The sequence below is a fragment of the Sporolactobacillus terrae DSM 11697 genome (assembly GCF_000648615.1).
GTDB classification, from domain to species: Bacteria; Bacillota; Bacilli; order Bacillales; family Sporolactobacillaceae; genus Sporolactobacillus; species Sporolactobacillus terrae.
Genome location: NZ_JFZC01000078.1, coordinates 1 through 18,558, shown reverse-complemented (window position 1 = coordinate 18,558; position 18,558 = coordinate 1). Strand labels below are relative to the sequence as shown.

At 43.2% G+C, this 18,558-nt stretch carries 16 protein-coding genes and 1 pseudogene; 11 read left to right on the top strand and 6 right to left on the bottom strand.

Going from position 1 to position 18,558, the window contains the following annotated elements; translation table 11 throughout:
• Positions 1–45 precede the first annotated feature (45 nt).
• Positions 46–636 carry a hypothetical protein gene (locus AA84_RS0113835; protein WP_028977692.1) on the top strand — a complete coding sequence of 197 codons (591 nt, stop codon included), beginning with the start codon at positions 46–48 and terminating at the stop codon, positions 634–636.
• Between the two features lie 112 nt (positions 637–748).
• On the opposite strand, the gene AA84_RS0113830 is transcribed toward AA84_RS0113835, so the two are convergent.
• The 3 genes from AA84_RS0113830 to lexA all read right to left on the bottom strand — a co-directional run bounded on the left by AA84_RS0113830 (position 749) and on the right by lexA (position 3,610).
• Positions 749–2,428, bottom strand: coding sequence for an ABC1 kinase family protein (locus AA84_RS0113830; protein WP_028977691.1), 1,680 nt, complete (start codon positions 2,426–2,428; stop codon positions 749–751).
• Between the two features lie 22 nt (positions 2,429–2,450).
• Positions 2,451–2,786: a phasin family protein gene (locus tag AA84_RS18000; RefSeq protein WP_051575141.1), complete on the bottom strand. Its 336-nt coding sequence runs from the start codon at positions 2,784–2,786 to the stop codon at positions 2,451–2,453.
• 209 nt (positions 2,787–2,995) lie between these two features.
• Positions 2,996–3,610, bottom strand: a complete 615-nt coding sequence (lexA, locus tag AA84_RS0113820) for a transcriptional repressor LexA (RefSeq protein ID WP_028977690.1) — start codon at positions 3,608–3,610, stop codon at positions 2,996–2,998.
• A 159-nt stretch (positions 3,611–3,769) separates the two neighbouring features.
• Here lexA and yneA point away from each other — a divergent pair, with 159 nt between their 5' ends.
• From yneA to acnA, 6 genes are all read left to right on the top strand, one after another.
• Positions 3,770–4,069 carry a cell division suppressor protein YneA gene (yneA, locus tag AA84_RS0113815; protein WP_028977689.1) on the top strand — a complete coding sequence of 100 codons (300 nt, stop codon included), beginning with the start codon at positions 3,770–3,772 and terminating at the stop codon, positions 4,067–4,069.
• Between the two features lie 492 nt (positions 4,070–4,561).
• Positions 4,562–4,777: a YneF family protein gene (locus tag AA84_RS0113810; protein ID WP_010025811.1), complete on the top strand. Its 216-nt coding sequence runs from the start codon at positions 4,562–4,564 to the stop codon at positions 4,775–4,777.
• Positions 4,778–5,062: 285 nt separating this feature from the next.
• Positions 5,063–6,232 (top strand): N-acetylglucosamine-6-phosphate deacetylase, encoded by a 1,170-nt coding sequence (gene nagA, locus AA84_RS0113805; RefSeq protein ID WP_028977688.1) that lies wholly within the window; start codon positions 5,063–5,065, stop codon positions 6,230–6,232.
• A 1-nt stretch (position 6,233) separates the two neighbouring features.
• On the top strand, positions 6,234–6,974 hold the full coding sequence (gene nagB / locus AA84_RS0113800; RefSeq protein ID WP_028977687.1) for a glucosamine-6-phosphate deaminase: 741 nt from the start codon (positions 6,234–6,236) through the stop codon (positions 6,972–6,974).
• 4 nt (positions 6,975–6,978) lie between these two features.
• Entirely contained in the window at positions 6,979–7,707 is a 729-nt protein-coding gene (locus AA84_RS0113795; protein ID WP_028977686.1) for a GntR family transcriptional regulator, read from the top strand.
• Between the two features lie 401 nt (positions 7,708–8,108).
• A complete protein-coding gene (gene acnA / locus AA84_RS0113790; RefSeq protein WP_051578052.1) occupies positions 8,109–10,844 on the top strand; it encodes an aconitate hydratase AcnA in 2,736 nt (911 codons plus the stop codon).
• A gap of 273 nt (positions 10,845–11,117) precedes the next feature.
• Here the strand turns inward: acnA and AA84_RS0113785 are convergent, their stop codons facing one another.
• Complete coding sequence (locus AA84_RS0113785; protein WP_028977684.1) at positions 11,118–12,491, bottom strand: dipeptidase; 1,374 nt, start codon at positions 12,489–12,491, stop codon at positions 11,118–11,120.
• A gap of 262 nt (positions 12,492–12,753) precedes the next feature.
• Here AA84_RS0113785 and AA84_RS0113780 point away from each other — a divergent pair, with 262 nt between their 5' ends.
• From AA84_RS0113780 to dat, 3 genes are all read left to right on the top strand, one after another.
• On the top strand, positions 12,754–13,281 hold the full coding sequence (locus tag AA84_RS0113780; protein WP_028977683.1) for a GrpB family protein: 528 nt from the start codon (positions 12,754–12,756) through the stop codon (positions 13,279–13,281).
• Positions 13,282–13,346: 65 nt separating this feature from the next.
• Positions 13,347–14,063: an SGNH/GDSL hydrolase family protein gene (locus tag AA84_RS0113775; RefSeq protein WP_037563797.1), complete on the top strand. Its 717-nt coding sequence runs from the start codon at positions 13,347–13,349 to the stop codon at positions 14,061–14,063.
• A gap of 99 nt (positions 14,064–14,162) precedes the next feature.
• Positions 14,163–15,020 carry a D-amino-acid transaminase gene (gene dat / locus AA84_RS0113770; RefSeq protein WP_028977681.1) on the top strand — a complete coding sequence of 286 codons (858 nt, stop codon included), beginning with the start codon at positions 14,163–14,165 and terminating at the stop codon, positions 15,018–15,020.
• Positions 15,021–15,087: 67 nt separating this feature from the next.
• Here the strand turns inward: dat and zwf are convergent, their stop codons facing one another.
• The gene (zwf, locus tag AA84_RS0113765) at positions 15,088–16,563 is read right to left on the bottom strand and encodes a glucose-6-phosphate dehydrogenase (RefSeq protein ID WP_028977680.1); all 1,476 of its coding nucleotides are present in this window, start codon (positions 16,561–16,563) and stop codon (positions 15,088–15,090) included.
• A 352-nt stretch (positions 16,564–16,915) separates the two neighbouring features.
• Between zwf and cshA the strand changes: the two genes are divergently transcribed.
• Positions 16,916–18,358 (top strand): degradosome RNA helicase CshA, encoded by a 1,443-nt coding sequence (gene cshA / locus AA84_RS0113760; protein ID WP_028977679.1) that lies wholly within the window; start codon positions 16,916–16,918, stop codon positions 18,356–18,358.
• Between the two features lie 61 nt (positions 18,359–18,419).
• Here cshA and AA84_RS19665 read toward each other — a convergent pair.
• A pseudogene (locus AA84_RS19665) lies at positions 18,420–18,558 on the bottom strand (IS30 family transposase); the annotation flags it as partial.

Below are 18,558 nucleotides of genomic sequence, written 5' to 3'. Positions count from 1 at the left end.
GATTGTTTCTATAATAGAGAAGAAGCCTTGAAGGAGGGGTTATATTTGAGTTTTGTTTCGATTATTGCATCGAACCAATGGATATCTGTGGTGAGTGACGGAAACCAAGTTGAAGCGAACGATGAGGGAGAAATTCAGATCAGTCTGTCGAAGAAACCAAATTTTGTACGTATTTCAGACTATCAATTCATCGCATGTACGGGAAGTGAGAAACGATTGAAAAGGATAAAACGCATGTTTACGTTTCAAGATCATCCTTATGCGATCGATTCTGCAATGCTTGCACAGCTGAAGGAAGAGGTAACAGCCGTATCTAGTGACCGGCAAGATGTTTTGCTCGCGATAGCCGATGCTGCTGAAGGCTGTGTCTGCCGTATGATCTCAAATAAACCCGGAGCGCGTTGGATCACGATACGTCCGGAGCATGGTAGAGCAGCTACACTTTTTTTAGCGGGGAAAGGAATTGATGAGCAGAAAATCCGCTTTCTGTCTGATGAGTGCAATCGGCTTTTGCGCCATAAAGAGGAGAAATTAGACAATGCGATTATCGTGCAGGTGCAGCTTAATCGCATTGCAGCAACACTTGATTCGACGATTGGTTCCCGAGTTTTTCGTTTGACGATTAAGGCACCTTGACGATAAGAAAGTCATCCTGAGTTTGGCGGCAAACCGTGCAAGCGGATGTCATTGCCTGTTCACCAAAGAATCCAACGTTTAATTCTGATCAAAAGTAAGGAAGGCTCCGATTTTAAAAGCGGCCGGAGCGGAAAATTGAAAGAAGGACGATCATAAACATGAAAAGAACGATGGTGACCGCTATGCCAATAATTGGCACGTTACTGATAAGCGATCGAGCACCAAATGCCTCACCGAGAATAATGCATGCCAAAATGATGCTGAATGAAAGCAGCATAATACTGAATGAAATACGGTTCGCAGCGCGATCAACTTTTGCAAGTAGAAATTCTAATTGGGGAAGTTTCATTTCTACACGAGTTTTCCCTTTATTTAAATGCGTGAGTGTTTTCCGCAATAAAGAAGGCAGTTGTATACTGTTGTCAACAACATCATAACTGTTCATGAATAGTTTCTTTGTAAGATCAGTCAGGTTCAACCGGTGTATGAGTAATTTATGACCATAGGGTTCTGCAAGTTCAAGAATACTTATTTCACAATCGAGCTGGGTAATGATTCCTTCGAGCGTGATGAGTGATTTCCCGAGCAGTGTATAGTTCTTTGGAATGCCAATACGATGTTTTTTGGTCACTTCAAAGATATCATGAACGACTTTGCCGATGTGTACTTCTTTAAAAGGGAGCATGTAATATTTTTCACGCAGTGCATCCAGATCCGTTTTGAACTGACGTTCATTCAAATCGTCCGGAATGTCAGTCATTACAGACAACGTACGAACCAACATGTCCGTGTTGCCTTTCATTAATCCAATAATTAAATCGCCGAAATCTCGTTTCATCGTTTCATTTAAATAACCGACTTGACCAAAATCAATGTAGCCGATTTTGTTGCCGGAGAAGAAGAATAAATTTCCGGGATGAGGATCTCCGTGAAAAATGCCGAAGACGAGTGCTTGATCCAGAAAGGAACGAACAAGCCATTCACAGAGCGTTTTTTTATCAATATCGGCCGGGGTACGCTCAAGTAAATCTTGCACCTTATAACCGTTAATATAGTCTAAGGTTAAGACGCGAGCTGAGGAGTAATCATCGTAAACCTTAGGAATGACGACTTGATCGTTATCCCTAAAAAAGGAATAAAGCTTTTTGGTGTTTCGCGCTTCTAGTGTATAGTCTAATTCTTTATGAACGGCTGTAGAAAATTCTTCCACGAGATCCAACACTTGATAAGTGCGTGCCCATTCGTACCGTTTATCGACAAGGGAGGCTAAGTCCCATAGAATTTCAATGTCATTGGCAACAACCGATTCAATGTCCGGACGTCTGATTTTAACTGCAACTTTCTCGCCGCTTTTCAATTGAGCATAGTGCGCCTGACCCATTGAAGCCGCAGCGATACACGAATCGTCAAAACGAGCAAAGACGTCTTCAACGGGTGCTCCGAATTCTTCAGCAATAATCTGCTTGATGGATTCTACGTTTACGGGTGTAACCTGATCCTGAAGATTGCGCAATTCGTCAGCAATTTGTTCCGGCAATATATCGGTTCTCAAGCTAAGCAGTTGGCCAAGTTTAATAAAAGTAGGTCCGAGTTCTTCTAACATAAGCCGTATACGTTGCCCTAATGACCTTTGCTCTTGTCCGTTTCCGGATAAATCAGCCGCAATCTGTTTGGGTAATGAGAGCAAATGAAACAAGCCGACATCTTTTACAAGATAGCCGAATCCGTATTTAACCAGAACTGAAACAATTTCTCGATATCTTTTAAGATGACGAATGTGTTTTCCAATCATTGTCGCTTCACCTGAAAAAAGGTTATTTTTCTTCGTTTTCGTTCTGGCTGACAACCGCCTTTAACTGCTTAATTTCAGTTTCCAAAAAGGCTATTTGTTGCTGAAGCTGTGCCAGTTCTTCATGTGTTACAAATCCAAGTTCGTGAAGTGAATCGCTGATGCCTTGATGCAGCTGTTGGTTCAAATTCTCTGTACTTTTCTTACCTTTATCACCTAATGTTTTCAGCAATACCTTCGTTTCATCAGCTGCCGCGCTGCCGTTATTGGAAAGATCACTAAGTATCTTTTCGACTTTCTCCTTGCCGGCAGAGGCTGCCCCGATCCCAATAAGGAAACCTGTTTTCAACCATTCGTTCATCATTCATTCCTCCTTTTCTTTTCTCTATTTTAACCGACTGAACGGTACCTGTATACGGAACCAACCTATTGTCACTTGAAATGCTGTTCTGGAGCACTCGATGGATGAGTTCTAAATCATTCGCTATCCTTTTTATTCCATAAAACAAAACCTCCTGAAGAACGAGACCCTTCAGGAGGTGGTAACAAGCAATGAACGACTGAGAGAAGTTATTTGATAGTGCGAAATACGCCGATTACTTTTCCGAGGATCGCACAGTTATCGAGTAAAATCGGATTCATTGACGGATTCTCCGGTTGTAGACGAATATGGTCCTCCTCTTTGAAGAATCGTTTGACGGTTGCTTCATCCTCATCGGTCATTGCGACAACGATTTCTCCATTTTCTGCAGTGCGCTGCTGACGGACAATCACTTTGTCGCCATCGAGAATTCCGGCGTTGATCATACTTTCACCAGTTACATTAAGAATAAATGCGTCATCGTCTTCAACGATTGAGAGCGGAACAGGGAAATATTCTTCAATATTTTCAACTGCGCTAATCGGAAGCCCTGCAGTTACTTTACCAATAACCGGAATATTGACGGTTTTCTCGGTGAAAATGTCTCCATCATGATCGAGAACCTCAATCGCCCTTGGCTTTGTGGGATCACGTCTGATTAAGCCTTTTTTTTCAAGTCGCGCTAAATGACCATGTACCGTTGAACTCGATGCGAGCCCAACAGCATCACAAATTTCACGTACAGAAGGGGGATAACCTTTACTGGCAACTTCATGTTTTATGTAATCAAGGATTGCTTGCTGCCGATTTGAGAGTTTCATGATACTTCTCCTTTTCCTTATCTTGACAATAGTATAGCATTTGAAAAAAACAGATGCAAACATTTGTTCTAAATGCATTGACACAAATACATGTTCGCATTAAAATAGAGAAAACGAACAAATGTTCTTGAGAACAAGCATTCCTAATGAGGGGGAACTTAAATGAATATGCAGGCAAATCACAAGACCAGAGGACTATCATTTATTATCATATTCTGCATTTTATCTGTTGTCTTATTTTTTACATTAACGAATACAGTTGCTGCGGATCAAACAATATATAAGGAAGTAACGGTCAAGCACGGAGACTCATTGTGGTCAATTGCGACCGATTACAAAGATGAAACGCCGAGACTTACCAAGCAGGCATTCATTGATTGGGTGAAAAATGAAAATGGTTTGGTGCGCGATCAAATTGTTCCCAACCAAAAGCTGATTATTCCAGTGAAAAAAAATAAATAATGAAATCCCAAGCCTTTAAAAGGAGCAAAAAAGACGATTGTGTGCTATACTGTTATATAACAAAAGGATTGATGAAATGATGTATTAGTACAATTGTTTCTTTTCCTTTTTGTTTTTGAAGCTTATGAATCCATTAATGGCATTTTTCCATTAATGGCCATTTTTCATCCTCCTTCAGATGGAAAGCGGACTGATATTCAGTCTATGCTTTCTTTTTTTTTACCGATAAAGACAGTAAATCTTGACTTGTGATTTTCCAGTACGGAATCAGCGTCATCTCTTTATTAACTGGGCGCTAAATGCAACCACAAGACACCTGTGGTAGACGAACAGCTGAAATGTTTAAGAAGCGCAAGATTGATGAATAAAAACCGCATGCAGCGTAACCGTACGGAACAGATGCCGCCCGTTCTTTCTGTAACAGAGTTGACCATGATTCGCGAGATAGTGTAAACTGAACTATGGAAATTTGATACAAGGAGGACGCACACTATGCTCTGGTTATACATATTAATAGGCGTGATCTGTCTCGCGGTCGGATTGATTCTCGGTTTCTTGATCGCCCGTAAATATATGATGAGTTATTTGAAGAAGAACCCGCCGATTAACGAAAACATGTTACGCGTGATGATGACACAAATGGGTCAGCACCCATCGCAGAAAAAGATTAATCAGATGATGAAAGCAATCAACAATCAAGTGAAATAAGGACGATTAATCACGATTGTAAAATAGGTTAATCTTTCACAAAACACCATCGACAGAGGATGGTGTTTTTTATTGTTTTGAAAACTGGCAGCCAACCGATGATGTGCAATCGTACTTGCATCAAGTACGATTCAACAAGAGTTTCGTATCTTTGCGTATCAATGAGATCATGGTAACAAGAAAAGCCATGGGATGTATTGTGAGTTTATAATGCAGACAAAGTATAGATGTCTAGACAGGATGAGCTGCAAAATGCTACAATAAAAGAAAAAAGGAAGCGATTTTATGGCGACTAAAATTGATGGTTGTTCCATTTATAGTCAGAATGAATGGATTGAAAACGGGAGCCTGATTATTGATGGAGAAACAATCGAAAGCATTAACGCTCATTCGTCTCAATCAACAGATCAGACCCTGCATTTTCCTTCGACCTACAAGTGTTTGCCGGGAATGATCGACATGCATATCCATGGTGCCGATGGCGCAGACACAATGGATGCAACACCAGAGGCATTGAGCAAAATTGCTTCGGCGTTGGCGAAAGAAGGGACAACCTCATTTCTAGCAACGACAATTACCCAATCGGTTCCTGCAATTGAAAAGGCGGTTGAAAATGCAGGAGCGGTTATCGGTCATCAGAAATCCGGTGAAGCAGAGATCATTGGGATTCATCTTGAAGGGCCATTCATTAACAAAGAAAAAGCAGGCGCTCAGCCTGAACGCTTCATCATTGATCCGGATGTTTCCTTATTTGATCATTGGCAGAGCATTTCAGGAAACCATATCAAGGAAGTGACCATGGCACCAGAATTAAATGGTGGTCTTGACTTCATTCGTCATTTGAAGCAGCAACATGTTGTTGCTTCAATCGGTCATACGAATGGAATTGATGAAGATGTCATTCGCGCTATTGATGCCGGAGCAACACAAGTCACGCATCTTTATAATGGGATGAGAGGGATGCATCATCGTGAACCTGGCATTCTCGGTGGTGCGCTGCTACATCATGACCTTTATACTGAACTGATTTGTGACGGCCATCACGTATGTCAAGGTATGGTAAATCTTGCTTATAAATTAAAAGGCAGTGATCGGATGATTTTAATTACCGATTCGATGCGCGCCAAATGCCTGAAAAATGGTGTTTATGATCTCGGCGGCCAGGATGTTTTTGTAGATAAAGGGATGGCCGTATTAAAGGATGGAACGATTGCCGGCAGTGTACTTAAAATGAAAGATTCATTGCGAAATATGCTTGCGTTTACTGACGCGACACCGGCAGATGTTGTACAAATGGGTGCAATCAATCCAGCATTGCAGTGTGGGGTATTTGATCACAAAGGATCACTAGAAGCAGGAAAAGATGCCGATCTAATTGTTTTAAATGAGAAGAATGAACTTGTACTGACCATTTGTCGCGGCACCATTGCCTATCAAAAAGAAGAGGTGGATTGACATGAAAATTATTTCTGTTAAAGATAATCAAGAAATGAGTACGAAAGCTGCTGAAATCATTCGGAAACTTGTCGTGAGCAAACCCGATGCTGTTCTTGGTCTTGCTACTGGAGGAACCCCTGAGGGCACGTATCAAGAACTGGTCAATGATCATCAAGCAAACGGAACCAGTTATCAATCGATCCATACGGTAAATCTCGATGAGTACGCTGGGATTGACCCACAAGATCCAAACAGCTATAACTCATACATGAAGCAGCACTTTTTTGATCATGTTGATATACCTGATGGACGGTATTTTTTACCGAACGGCTTGGATACTTCAGATGAGGCTTGTGCACGTTATGACGCTTTAATTGAAAGCCTCGGAGGGGTAGACCTCCAATTGCTCGGAATCGGACGCAATGGACACATTGGTTTTAATGAGCCGGGGTCTTCTCTGACACTTGGCACACATGTGGTGAAGTTAACAGAATCGACACGCCACGCGAATGCTCGCTATTTTGGAAGCATAAAGGATGTACCAACTGAGGCCGTTACCATGGGCATCGGTACGATCTTAAAGAGCAGGCAAATTCTTTTAATCGCTTCAGGTGAAGAGAAAGCAGATGCAGTAGGCAAGCTGGTGCTTGCAAGTCGGGCAGACAGCAGTTTTCCAGCATCAGCGCTCACGCAGCATAAGAACGTCATCATTATTGCTGATGAAGCGGCACTTTCTCAAACAAAAGTCAGCAAGGATTGATGAAATGATTGACCACAAATCTCCGATGCCTATGTATTACCAGATTGAAAGGTATATCGAAGACCTAATTAACCAGAAGCAGTTGACGACTGGGGACCAGATTCCTTCTGAACGCGAATTTACAGATCAGTTTCATGTATCGCGTATGACTGTACGCCAAGCCATTATGAATTTGGTTCATGCGGGTATCTTAATTCGAATCAAGGGAAAAGGGACATTTGTTGCTGCTCAAGAAAAGATTGAGAAGAAATTGCTTGGCTTTAATGGCTTCTCCGAAGACATGATCAGCCGCGGTTTGAAGCCGGGGAGCAGGATGCTGCACTTTTCCATCGTGCACCCCCCAGACAAAATTGCGATGCAGCTTAAATTGCAAGAGGGAGAAAACGTCTACGAGATAAAACGTGTGCGCCTGGCTGATGATGAGCCTATGGCAATCGAGACTTCCTATATTCCGGTACGCGTTCTGCCGCATTTGACTGATCAGCAAGTTAGTCCTTCTCTGTACCATTACATTGAACGAGAAACCGGTATGACGATTAACCATGCGGAGCAGTCCATTGAAGCATCAATTGTGACCTCTGAAGAAGCAAAAATTTTAGATGTTGCCAAAGGTTCACCGATTCTGCTCATCAATCGTTGTGCCTATCTAAGCAACGGTCAGCCGATTGAACAGACAAAATCATTATTTCGTGCGGATCGATATAAATTTAAAATTGATTTACCGAGAAGATAAACAACTTGGTTGCTTATCTTTTTTGCATGTAAAGAAAGGATATGATTTGCCCTTACTGGTACGACGATTAGCGTTATTAAAAAAGGAACTTCTGCTAATTGTAAAGGAACTTTCGCTAAGTGCGCATACGTCCTGTATGCAACGCGAAAGTCATCACATCCTGTGAAAGTACGTCCGGTGCCAACGCAGAAGTCACTGCATCCTGCGGAAGTCATGTAAACGCTCAGCGCCGGAGGAGTAGCCATTCTAATGCCCCAAGACTGCCGCAGCGTTTTATTCGAATTCCCCCTTAAATAAGTAAAACTTATATAAACTAATTAAATAAATAAAATTTACTTAATGGTTAAGTTCGATTATGATAAAAATATATAGAGTTATTAAGATCGGACAGGAGGGAAAACATGTCTGGAGCAGTTGGAACAAAAGGTACGAAAGCTACAGATGTATTTCATGCGATCAAAACGTTTATCAGTCTTGGTCAGCCTATTCACTATTATCAATTAAGCGCTTTAGCGGATTACGGGAATATTGATCGTCTTCCATATTCGATCAAAGTATTGCTTGAGGCCGTCCTTCGTCAATGTGATGGGGGAGCGATTAAAAAGGAGCACGTGATTAATTTAGCCAAGTGGGGAACGGATCAATTAGATAAAGCGATTGACGTCCCGTTTAATCCATCGCGAATTATTCTTCAGGATTTCACCGGTGTTCCAGCTGTCGTTGATTTGGCATCGATGCGCAAAGCGATGGCAGATATGGGGGGTGATCCTGAGAAGATCAATCCTGAGAAACCTGTCGATCTCGTTGTCGATCACTCCGTCCAAGTCGATCGATTCGGTACGAATCAGGCACTGCGATTTAATATGGAACGTGAGTTTGAACGGAACAAAGAACGGTATACGTTTTTAAAGTGGGCACAATCATCGTTTGAGAATTTTCGTGCGGTTCCTCCTGCCACAGGAATTGTTCATCAAGTCAATTTGGAATATTTGGCATCGGTTGTCCACAAGGTTGAGCGTGACGGCACATTGTTTGCTTTCCCAGATACTTTGGTCGGAACAGATTCGCATACGACAATGATTAACGGTTTAGGCGTACTCGGATGGGGCGTAGGCGGTATAGAAGCTGAAGCAGGTATGCTAGGGCAGCCCTCCTATTTTCCGGTTCCGGACGTCGTTGGTGTACGGATCGTTGGAAGTTTGTCAGAAGGAGCGACGGCTACCGATTTGGCCTTAAGCGTCACGCAGCTTCTTAGAGCGGAAGGTGTGGTCGGAAAATTTGTTGAATTTTTCGGACCTAGTCTGTCTCATATGGCGCTTGCGGATCGTGCAACCATTGCAAACATGTCTCCGGAAAACGGTGCAACAGCGACTTATTTTCCAGTAGATCAAGTGACTTTGGACTATCTTCGTTTAAGTGGACGTGCGGAGGAACAGGTGCAGCTGGTTGAAGATTATTGCAAGGCAAATGGTTTATTCTATACAGCCGGTGCGAAAGACCCACATTTTACAAAAGTTTTGGAACTGAATTTAAACAATGTAACACCGTCACTGGCTGGTCCGAAGAGACCTCAAGATCGCATCTCGCTTCGGGATATGAAGCGTGAATTTGAAGCATCACTCACTCGGCCATCCGGAAATCAGGGATTTGGTTTGGGAAAAGATGAACTGAAAAAGTCGACACTTGTCAGTGGGAATAACGGCAATCAAGAGCATCTTGGTACTGGAGCTGTGGTCATTGCAGCAATCACAAGCTGCACGAATACAAGTAATCCAAGTGTCATGATTGGTGCCGGGCTTGTCGCTAAAAAAGCCGTGGAAAAGGGATTGACTGTTCCTGATTATGTAAAGACCAGTCTTGCTCCCGGATCAAAGGTTGTTACAGATTACCTTGAAAAGGCCGGCTTATTACCTGATCTGGAAACATTAGGTTTTAATGTTGTTGGCTATGGATGCACCACTTGTATCGGCAACTCCGGGCCATTGCCGGAAGCTGTTGAGCAAGCGATCGTTGATCAAGATTTGACTGTGGCGGCCGTACTTTCAGGGAATCGTAATTTTGAGGGGCGCATTCATCCGCTCATTCGCGCCAACTATTTAGCATCGCCGCCTCTGGTTGTTGCGTATGCACTGGCCGGATCCGTTAATTTTGACCTGCTCCATGATTCGTTTGGGAAAGATCGAGACGGAAATGAGGTTTATTTTAAGGATCTCTGGCCGTCTCGTTCTGAGATTGAAGCGGTCATGCATCGTGCAGTTGGACCTGAAAGCTTTAAAAAAGAATATGCGCGTGTCTTTACGGAAAACAAGCGATGGAATGCCATTGAGACGAGTGCGGGCGAATTGTATGATTGGGATAAAGCGTCAACCTATATCCAGAATCCGCCATTTTTCGAAAATCTTTCGGCAGAATTAAAAACGATTGAGCCGTTACAGGCAATGCGTGTTATCGGAAAATTTGCCGACTCGGTCACCACCGACCATATTTCGCCAGCAGGATCAATTGCGGGTGACAGCCCGGCGGGACGCTATTTAATGGATAAAGGAGTCGATCGGATTGACTTCAACTCGTACGGATCAAGACGAGGGAACCATGAGGTCATGATGCGCGGTACGTTCGCAAATGTCCGCATTCGAAATCAAATTGCCCCAGGCACAGAAGGCGGATATACGACGTATTGGCCGACTCGAGAAGTGATGCCGATTTATGATGCTGCGATGAAGTACAAACAAGATGGCACCGACTTAATCGTTCTTGCAGGTAAGGATTACGGCATGGGCAGTTCACGCGATTGGGCCGCAAAAGGGACGAGGCTGCTTGGAATTAAAGCAGTCATCGCCGAGAGTTATGAACGCATTCATCGAAGCAACTTGGTCATGATGGGGGTTCTCCCGCTTCAATTCGAGAGCGGGCAGAGTGCCGAAACACTTGGACTAACAGGAGAAGAGGCAATTTCCGTATCGGTTGACGAGACGATTGTGCCAGGTGCACGTGTTCAGGCGGAAGCGGTCGCCTTAAACGGAAAATCGGTTAAGTTTCCCGTCATTGTCCGCTTTGACAGCGAAGTTGAAATGGACTATTACCGTAATGGAGGAATCCTGCAAACGGTTTTACGTAAAAAACTTTTGAAAAAATAAACCGCTACGTATAATTCTCTCACAAATAGCCATGATAATGAACGAAGGAGATTATGAAAGTTCCTTCAGACATACGGATGATTTTCGAGGGAGTGAGTTCCGTTGGGATGGTTAACGTTTGATCCTAGGGTTATCACTGAATTCTTTTTTTAAAGAAACTCAAGAAAAGATTCGCTATGCATGAACAAACTTCATAGAACTTCTTCAATGAAAAAGAGGCTGCCGATAATGGCAGCCTCTTTTCTTATACGCAAGGTCTTTATCAATGAGTAATTAGTTCATTTGTTTGGAAAGCTCGAATAAAAACTCAGTTAAAGCGCGCAATCCGCGATCAAAATTCTTAAGATGAAAATGTTCGTTGGGCGCATGGAAATTCTCACTGTCCAATCCGAACCCCATGAGTATCGGGGCAAGTCCTAGTTTGTCATGGAATGTATTGACAATAGGTACTGATCCGCCTTGGCGTGACAGAATAGCCTTTGTATGGAATGCTTTTTCAAGGGCATTGTGGGCAGCTTGTAAAGCAGGATGGTCAACAGGCATAATGAATGGATCGGCATGGTCCATTAATTCTACTTCCAATTTAACACCGGCAGGCAGATGGTCTTTAAGATGTTTTCTCAAAAGAGCTCCGATGAGTGCCGGATCCTGATCAGGAACAAGCCGGCATGTTATTTTGGCGGTAGCTGTAGACGGAATAACGGTTTTTAAACCTTCGCCTTGAAAGCCGCCGTAAACACCATTCAATTCCAATGTCGGGCGTGACCAGATGCGTGCAACCGTTGGGTAACCTTCTTCACCATATAACGCATCAACATCAAGCTCTTTTTTCAGCACGTCATCATCAGAAAGCGTTTCACAAACCTTTCGTTCCTCTTTTGTCAAAGGCTTTACTTGGTCGTAGAAGCCGTCAACCGTTACACGGCCATGATGATCATGCAGGCTGGCCAACAATTCAACCATTGCATGCAGTGTGTTTTGTACAGCGCCGCCGTAGACACCGGAGTGAAGGTCTCCTTTGGGGCCGCGCAAACGTACTTCTAGGCCGCAAATACCGCGGAGACCGTAGCTGACAGCCGGCTGATCCATGCCAAGCATGGTCGTATCGGAAACAAGCAGAACATCCGCTTTCAGTAGATCAAGATGCGCATCAACAAAATCATCGAGATGAGCACTACCAATTTCTTCTTCACCTTCAAAACAGAATTTAAGGTTGACCGGAAGTGTTCCGGTTGCGTCAAGAATCGTTTCAGCCATCTTAGCCAGCATGAAGACTTGGCCTTTGTCATCGCTTGTCCCGCGTCCGTAAATGATGTTGTCTCTGATCTCTGGTTTAAAAGGATCCGTTTGCCATTGATCGACTGGATCAACCGGTTGCACGTCATAGTGTCCGTAACAGAGAACGGTGGGTTTGTTCTCATCAGTTAAATAATCGGCATAAACAACCGGGTGACCGGCTGTTTCAAGAATCTGCACATGACTCAGACCACCGTGTTTTAAATCGTTCGCCAACCATTCAGCAGCGCGGCGTACATCTGCTTTGTGCGTTGAATCAGAGCTGATACTGGGAATAGACAGAAATTCAATCATTTGTTTTAAGTAGCGGTCTCTATTTTTTTCTAAAGTCGTCACGATAGGTTCTTCCATGGAAAACCCTCCCATTTTGATTGATCCTATTTATTGTAGCAGACTGCTGAAATAAAAGAAAAATACGCGAGTCGTGATAAACGGTGCCGTAAGACGTGATTGCGTACAACAGACAAATATAAAGAAAAGCGCGGTGTTTCACGAAAAATCTTATCGAGGGATGATCCAGTTTTGAAATTTGAGTTTTTTAGCACTTTTCTCTGACGTGAACAATCGCCTATGTTAGAATGATCACGAGTCTTTGCTATGAGAGGTGATTTGAATGGCTCAGAATAAGCTTCACGTTGTTCCTTATGATCCCAAATGGGAGGTCAACTATAAGCGTGAAGCCGCACATGTTGCACATATCCTTGAACCGCTGCTGACTGCTATTCACCATATTGGAAGTACGTCCATTGAAGGCATGGCAGCTAAGCCTACCATCGATATTCTTGCCGAGGTGCATGATTTGTCCGGTGTTGATGCGTATACTGGCAAATTGTCTCAAGCCGGTTATGAAGCACTAGGGGAATATGGGATTCGAAGGCGCCGTTATTTTGAAAAGAAAGATGCTTCGGGCGATCACCTGGTACATTTGCATGTCTTTGAAGCTGAATCAGAAGATGTTGTTCGTCATCTTGCCTTTCGCGACTATTTAAGAACGCATGATGACGATGCTGCAAGCTACAGTCAGATCAAGATTAAGCTTGCCGAACAGTTTTCAGATGATCGCGAGAGTTACTGGTTGGGAAAGAAGGAAATGTGTAGGTACATTGAGCAGCGTGCCTTGCAGTGGTGGTACGACGCATAAAGAAAAAGTAAGAGGGGTCGAAGGAAATTAAAAAGAAAGCAATCATTTATCTTTTAATTGTATTAATGGCTGCAGCAGTGATTTTTGGCTATATCGCGCTGCGGCCAAGTGCTGCTCCCAAAAAGCCGAAACCCATCCATTACAAAATAACGGCTTTAGGCGATTCGCTGACTGAAGGTGTCGGGGATCTTGAGAATCAGGGCTATGTTGGAGCAGCCGCTGAAATGCTCAAGAAAGAAAAAAATGTAAAAAGTGTTTCAGTAAGCGATCTTGGTCATCGTGGAGATACCTCCGCTGATTTGTTAAAGAAGCTCAAGCAGCCAAAATATCGCAAGGCGATCAAAGCTTCCAATACCATTTTTCTTACCATAGGCGGCAATGATATTGTTCATGTTTTCAGACAGAATTTTCTTGATCTGCACGCCGGTGATTTTAATAAAGAACAAACAATCTTTTCGACTAAATTGAAGCAAGTATTGAAGGAAATCCGTCAATTAAACCCCGATGCCTCTGTCTATTATTTTGGACTTTATAATCCTTTTGAAGACTATCTCGGTGAAGCCAATGAAGATTTTGTACCAATTTTGGCTAAGTGGAACGCCAACAGCAAGCAGATTAGTGAAAATTATCAGCCCATTTCATTCATCCCGACGAGCGACTTGTTTCGAAACAAGTCGAAACAGCTGCTCTCTAAAGATCACTTTCACCCAAATCGTGAAGGCTATAACAAAATGGCTAAGCGACTGATTGAAGACATTGTAAAAAAGCAAACAAAAAAATAATAGATCACTTAGGATTAGTAAATCTGAATAGTACGGGATTGTCGTGCCGACAAAAGGAGCATATAATCAGATTATCGATTGTAAGAGGGGGTTGCGGCGTTGGCAACGATATTGTATCAGGATCAATTTATCGATCGCGCGCAAGCAAAGGTGGATATTGAAGACCGAGGCTATCAATTTGGAGATGGCATTTATGAAGCAATGATGGTCTACAGCGGAAAAATTTTCTTACTTGAGCCGCATCTGAAACGCTTGGAACGCAGTGCACGCGAGCTTAGTTTGACATTGCCTTACAGCATTGAGCATCTCGCAGATAACATTAAAAAGCTGATCGAACTGAACCAATTAGAGGACGGCGTTGTCTATTTCCAAATTACAAGGGGAGCAGCTCCGCGACAGCACTTTTTTCCGGAACACACGCCGCCTGTAATCACCGGCTCCGTATCGTCCAAGGTTCGCGATCTGTCAAAACGACCGAAAGGAATTAAAGCGGTGCTTGCAGAGGATATTCGCTGGCTGCGGTGCGACATTAAAACGCTGAATCTGCTGGGAAATGTCCTTGCGAAACAAAAAGCGCACAGTGTGAGCGCTGGAGAGGCGATTTTGCATCGCGGGGAAACCGTTACAGAAGGATCATCAAGCAATGTATTCATTGCCAAAGCTGGGGAACTCGTGACGCATCCGGCTGATCATCTGATTCTTAATGGGATCACACGCTTGTTTGTTCTCGATCTGGCAAAACAACTTGATATTCCGGTTTCTGAGCGTGAATTCACGCTGGAAGAACTGTTGCATGCAGATGAAGTATTCATTACGAGTACAAGCAATGAAGTAAAACCAGTACTGCAAATTGACGATCAACTGATCAACGCTGGAGAACCTGGTGCACTCTCGAAAAAGCTGATTGCCGCATTTGATGCTGAAGTAGAACGGATTCGAACTCAAACGGTTTCATAAATCATTTTCCTACAGAATAAAGCGCCTCGCTTAATGCGAGACGCCTTATTTTTTGTAGGATTATTATTTATTCCATATGCATGATTGGCCACCAATGATGACCGTGTTTTTCCAGTAATTCGTCTGCTGTAGATGGCCCCATTGAGCCGGCCTCATAGTAGTCAATCGGTACATGCCGCTTTTTGCAGGAATCAACAATTGAGTCAATGATTCCCCATGAATACAAGACCTCATCCCAACGTGTAAAATTCGTTGAATCACCTTTAATACAATCGGCGATCAGCCGCTCATAGGCATCTTGCATATTTTCCATCGCCAATTCATTATTGCGGAACTTTAGAGATATAGGAACGGTATTGCTGCCTGCCTCACCATTTGCTTTTACATTTAATTTCAACGAAAGTCCCTCGTCAGGTGATATATAGATGACGAGCAAGTTCGGACCGACATGGTTGACGTTATGGAAATAGGGATTTTTGGGCAGCTTTCTAAATTGAATCACAATCTGTGTTGCCTTTTCAGCCATTCGTTTTCCTGTACGTACGTAAAATGGAACGCCTTGCCAGCGGTAATTATCAATTTGAAATCGTGAAGCTACAAAGGTTTCAGTATCTGAATCACTCCGAACATTGTCCTCATTAAGATACGCACGCATTTTTTCACGTTTCGGTGAAATACCGCGCGTATACTGACCGCGAACAATTTCTTCAGCGATATTATGAATGTTCATTGGTCGGATTGCTTTCAACACTTTGACCTTTTCGTAACGCAAATCATCGGTCTCAAGTTGTGTCGGCGGCTCCATCGCAATCAAGGTCAGTAGCTGCATAATGTGATTCTGTACCATGTCCAAAAGCGCACCGGTTTGATCATAATAGTTTGCTCGGTCACCGACGCCGAGAGTTTCACTGAGCGTGATTTGCACATTTGAAATGTAACGGCGGTTCCAAATTGCTTCGAAAATCGGATTTGCAAAGCGCAGAACCTCTATGTTTTGTACCATTTCTTTGCCTAGATAATGGTCGATTCGAAAAATTTCCTCTTCAGAGAAAGCATGGAGCAAACTTTCGTTTAAGTCTTTCGAGGATTTCAGATCGTGCCCAAAAGGCTTTTCGATAACTAACCGTTTCCAACCTGAAGTGGTTGATAGTCCGGATTTTTTTAAATTTTTCGCAGCTTCAGCAAAATATGCTGGAGCCAAGGAAAGATAAAAAATTCGATTACCTTTTAACTGATAACGTTCATTAAGTTCGTCACTGAAACTTTTTAGGGTAGCAAAATTTTCAGGACGCGTAATGTCTAAGCGGCGATAATAAAAGCGTTCCAAAAAGTGCTGACGCTGACCAACCTCGGAAGGTAGCGAGTCATTAATTAAATCGCGATAGGTTTCATCCGTGTGCGCGCGACGTGCAAGACCAATTACAGCAAATTCTTGATCCCGTTTATACAGTCGATAAAGAGCGGAATATAACTTCCTACGAGCGAGATCTCCTGTTGCCCCGAAAAGAAAGATTAATACCGGCTCTTTTGACGTTTCGATCATCTGTTCATTCCCTCGTTCCTCGTTCATTATACTTGAATGTTATCACACTTTTTATTGAATGTGTTACACTTTATTCGCTTTTCGTTTGAAATGAATGTGAACATTGACCATTATTATTGACGAAAACGGTTGGATTCAACCCATGCGTTCATTCGCCTTCGTTGCAATTCATCGCTGTACATGGTAAGGTGAATCTATGTGCTTAGGTAATCATAGGGATGGAAGAGGTTTACTTTTGAAAACAACGATGAGATCTCGTTCAATGTTTAGTAGGCATTTTCCGTCCGGCGCGGGGAATGCCTAATCATTTAATTGATCGTACTAAACATGAAAAAGGAGATAGTATAACTTAATGAAATTTTCAGAACTCGAAATCAGTCAAGAAGTAAAGAAAGCAACCGAGCGAATGGGGTTTACCGATATGACTCCAATTCAGGAACAAGCGATTCCGGTTGCGGAAACAGGTGTTGACCTGATCGGTCAAGCACAAACGGGTACAGGAAAAACAACTGCATTTGGTATCCCGATGATCGAAGCAGCCGATCCCCACAACTCGGATATTCAAGGAGTTGTCATTACACCGACGCGTGAACTTGCGATTCAGAATGCTCAAGAACTTAACGCGCTCGGCTTTTATAAAAAGGTCAGAACGGTTGCGATTTATGGCGGTCAAGATATCCAGCGGCAAATCCGTGATTTGAAAAGGCGTCCAAGTATTATTTCGGCAACTCCTGGACGATTGCTCGACCACATCAAAAGAAGAACAATTCGCTTGGATCAGATCAAGGTAGTTGTGCTTGATGAAGCAGATGAAATGTTGAACATGGGCTTTATCGAAGATATTCATGCGATTTTGGAAGCTACACCGGAGAATCGTCAAACCTTGCTGTTCTCAGCAACGATGCCGAGACCGATTCAAGTGCTGGCTGAGAAATTCATGCATGAACCTAAAAAAATTCAGATCAAAGCAAAGACCCTAACGACGTCATTAATTGATCAAAGCTATGTTAAGGTTCGTGAGCTTGAAAAATTTGATGCTCTGACACGTTTTCTTGATATTCAATCGCCTGAACGGGCAATTGTCTTTGGTCGGACAAAACGACGCGTCGACGAACTGATGCGTGCGTTGCAAAAAAGAGGCTATGAGGCAGAAGGAATTCACGGCGATCTGACTCAGTCAAAACGTGATCTTGTTCTGCGACGTTTTAAACAGAATGAAGTGAAACTGCTGGTTGCTACGGATGTGGCGGCACGCGGACTTGATATTAGCAACGTGACGCATGTCTACAACTTTGATCTTCCGCAAGACCCGGAAAGCTATGTACACCGGATCGGCCGTACAGGACGTGCTGGGAAAACCGGAATGGCACTCACTTTTATTACGCCGAGTGAATTCCCGCATCTGAGATCGATTGAACGTTTGACGAAACAGCCAATGAAACAACTCAATGCACCAAGCTATGAAGAAGCATTAGCTGGACAGCAGAAAATTGCTATTGACAATTTAAAAGAAATGATTGAATCCGGAAAATACCGCAGCTATGCAGCAAAGGCTCAAGATCTGCTTGATGAATTTGATGCAACGGATGTGCTCGCTGCAGCCCTTAAGCTGATTACTAAAGAGCCGGATACAACTCCGGTACGTTTAACCCGTGAACAACCGCTCATGGTTAAACGATCAAATCGGCAGCAACGAGGCGGCGGAAGAGGTCGCAACAATTACCGTTCACATGATCGTGATCGTCGAAACAACAATTATCGCGGAAGAAGCAAACAAAAATCACAGCATTATTGATGCAACAAGTTTTCCAAGAAAAGCAGCCTTCGGGTTGTTTTTTTTTTACAGGCTTGAATTGTCAAACTAAGTGCAACGCCTGATTATAAAAGACCTCAAAAGGAGTCTTCCTGCCCAAACATTTGCGAGGTCGGTGATTTAATTCGTTCACAGCATGTGCGATGGACGCATCGCTGTCCTGGCGAAAGTCATGTCCTTTA

Excerpts from the sequence above, each read along its gene's own strand:
- AA84_RS0113830 (WP_028977691.1), bottom strand. The coding sequence starts at position 2,428 with ATGATTGGAAAACACATTCGTCATCTTAAAAGATATCGAGAAATTGTT.
- AA84_RS18000 (WP_051575141.1), bottom strand. The coding sequence starts at position 2,786 with ATGAACGAATGGTTGAAAACAGGTTTCCTTATTGGGATCGGGGCAGCC.
- yneA (WP_028977689.1), top strand. The coding sequence starts at position 3,770 with ATGAATATGCAGGCAAATCACAAGACCAGAGGACTATCATTTATTATC.
- AA84_RS0113810 (WP_010025811.1), top strand. The coding sequence starts at position 4,562 with ATGCTCTGGTTATACATATTAATAGGCGTGATCTGTCTCGCGGTCGGA.
- nagA (WP_028977688.1), top strand. The coding sequence starts at position 5,063 with ATGGCGACTAAAATTGATGGTTGTTCCATTTATAGTCAGAATGAATGG.
- nagB (WP_028977687.1), top strand. The coding sequence starts at position 6,234 with ATGAAAATTATTTCTGTTAAAGATAATCAAGAAATGAGTACGAAAGCT.
- AA84_RS0113795 (WP_028977686.1), top strand. The coding sequence starts at position 6,979 with ATGATTGACCACAAATCTCCGATGCCTATGTATTACCAGATTGAAAGG.
- acnA (WP_051578052.1), top strand. The coding sequence starts at position 8,109 with ATGTCTGGAGCAGTTGGAACAAAAGGTACGAAAGCTACAGATGTATTT.
- AA84_RS0113785 (WP_028977684.1), bottom strand. The coding sequence starts at position 12,491 with ATGGAAGAACCTATCGTGACGACTTTAGAAAAAAATAGAGACCGCTAC.
- AA84_RS0113780 (WP_028977683.1), top strand. The coding sequence starts at position 12,754 with ATGGCTCAGAATAAGCTTCACGTTGTTCCTTATGATCCCAAATGGGAG.
- AA84_RS0113775 (WP_037563797.1), top strand. The coding sequence starts at position 13,347 with ATGGCTGCAGCAGTGATTTTTGGCTATATCGCGCTGCGGCCAAGTGCT.
- zwf (WP_028977680.1), bottom strand. The coding sequence starts at position 16,563 with ATGATCGAAACGTCAAAAGAGCCGGTATTAATCTTTCTTTTCGGGGCA.
- cshA (WP_028977679.1), top strand. The coding sequence starts at position 16,916 with ATGAAATTTTCAGAACTCGAAATCAGTCAAGAAGTAAAGAAAGCAACC.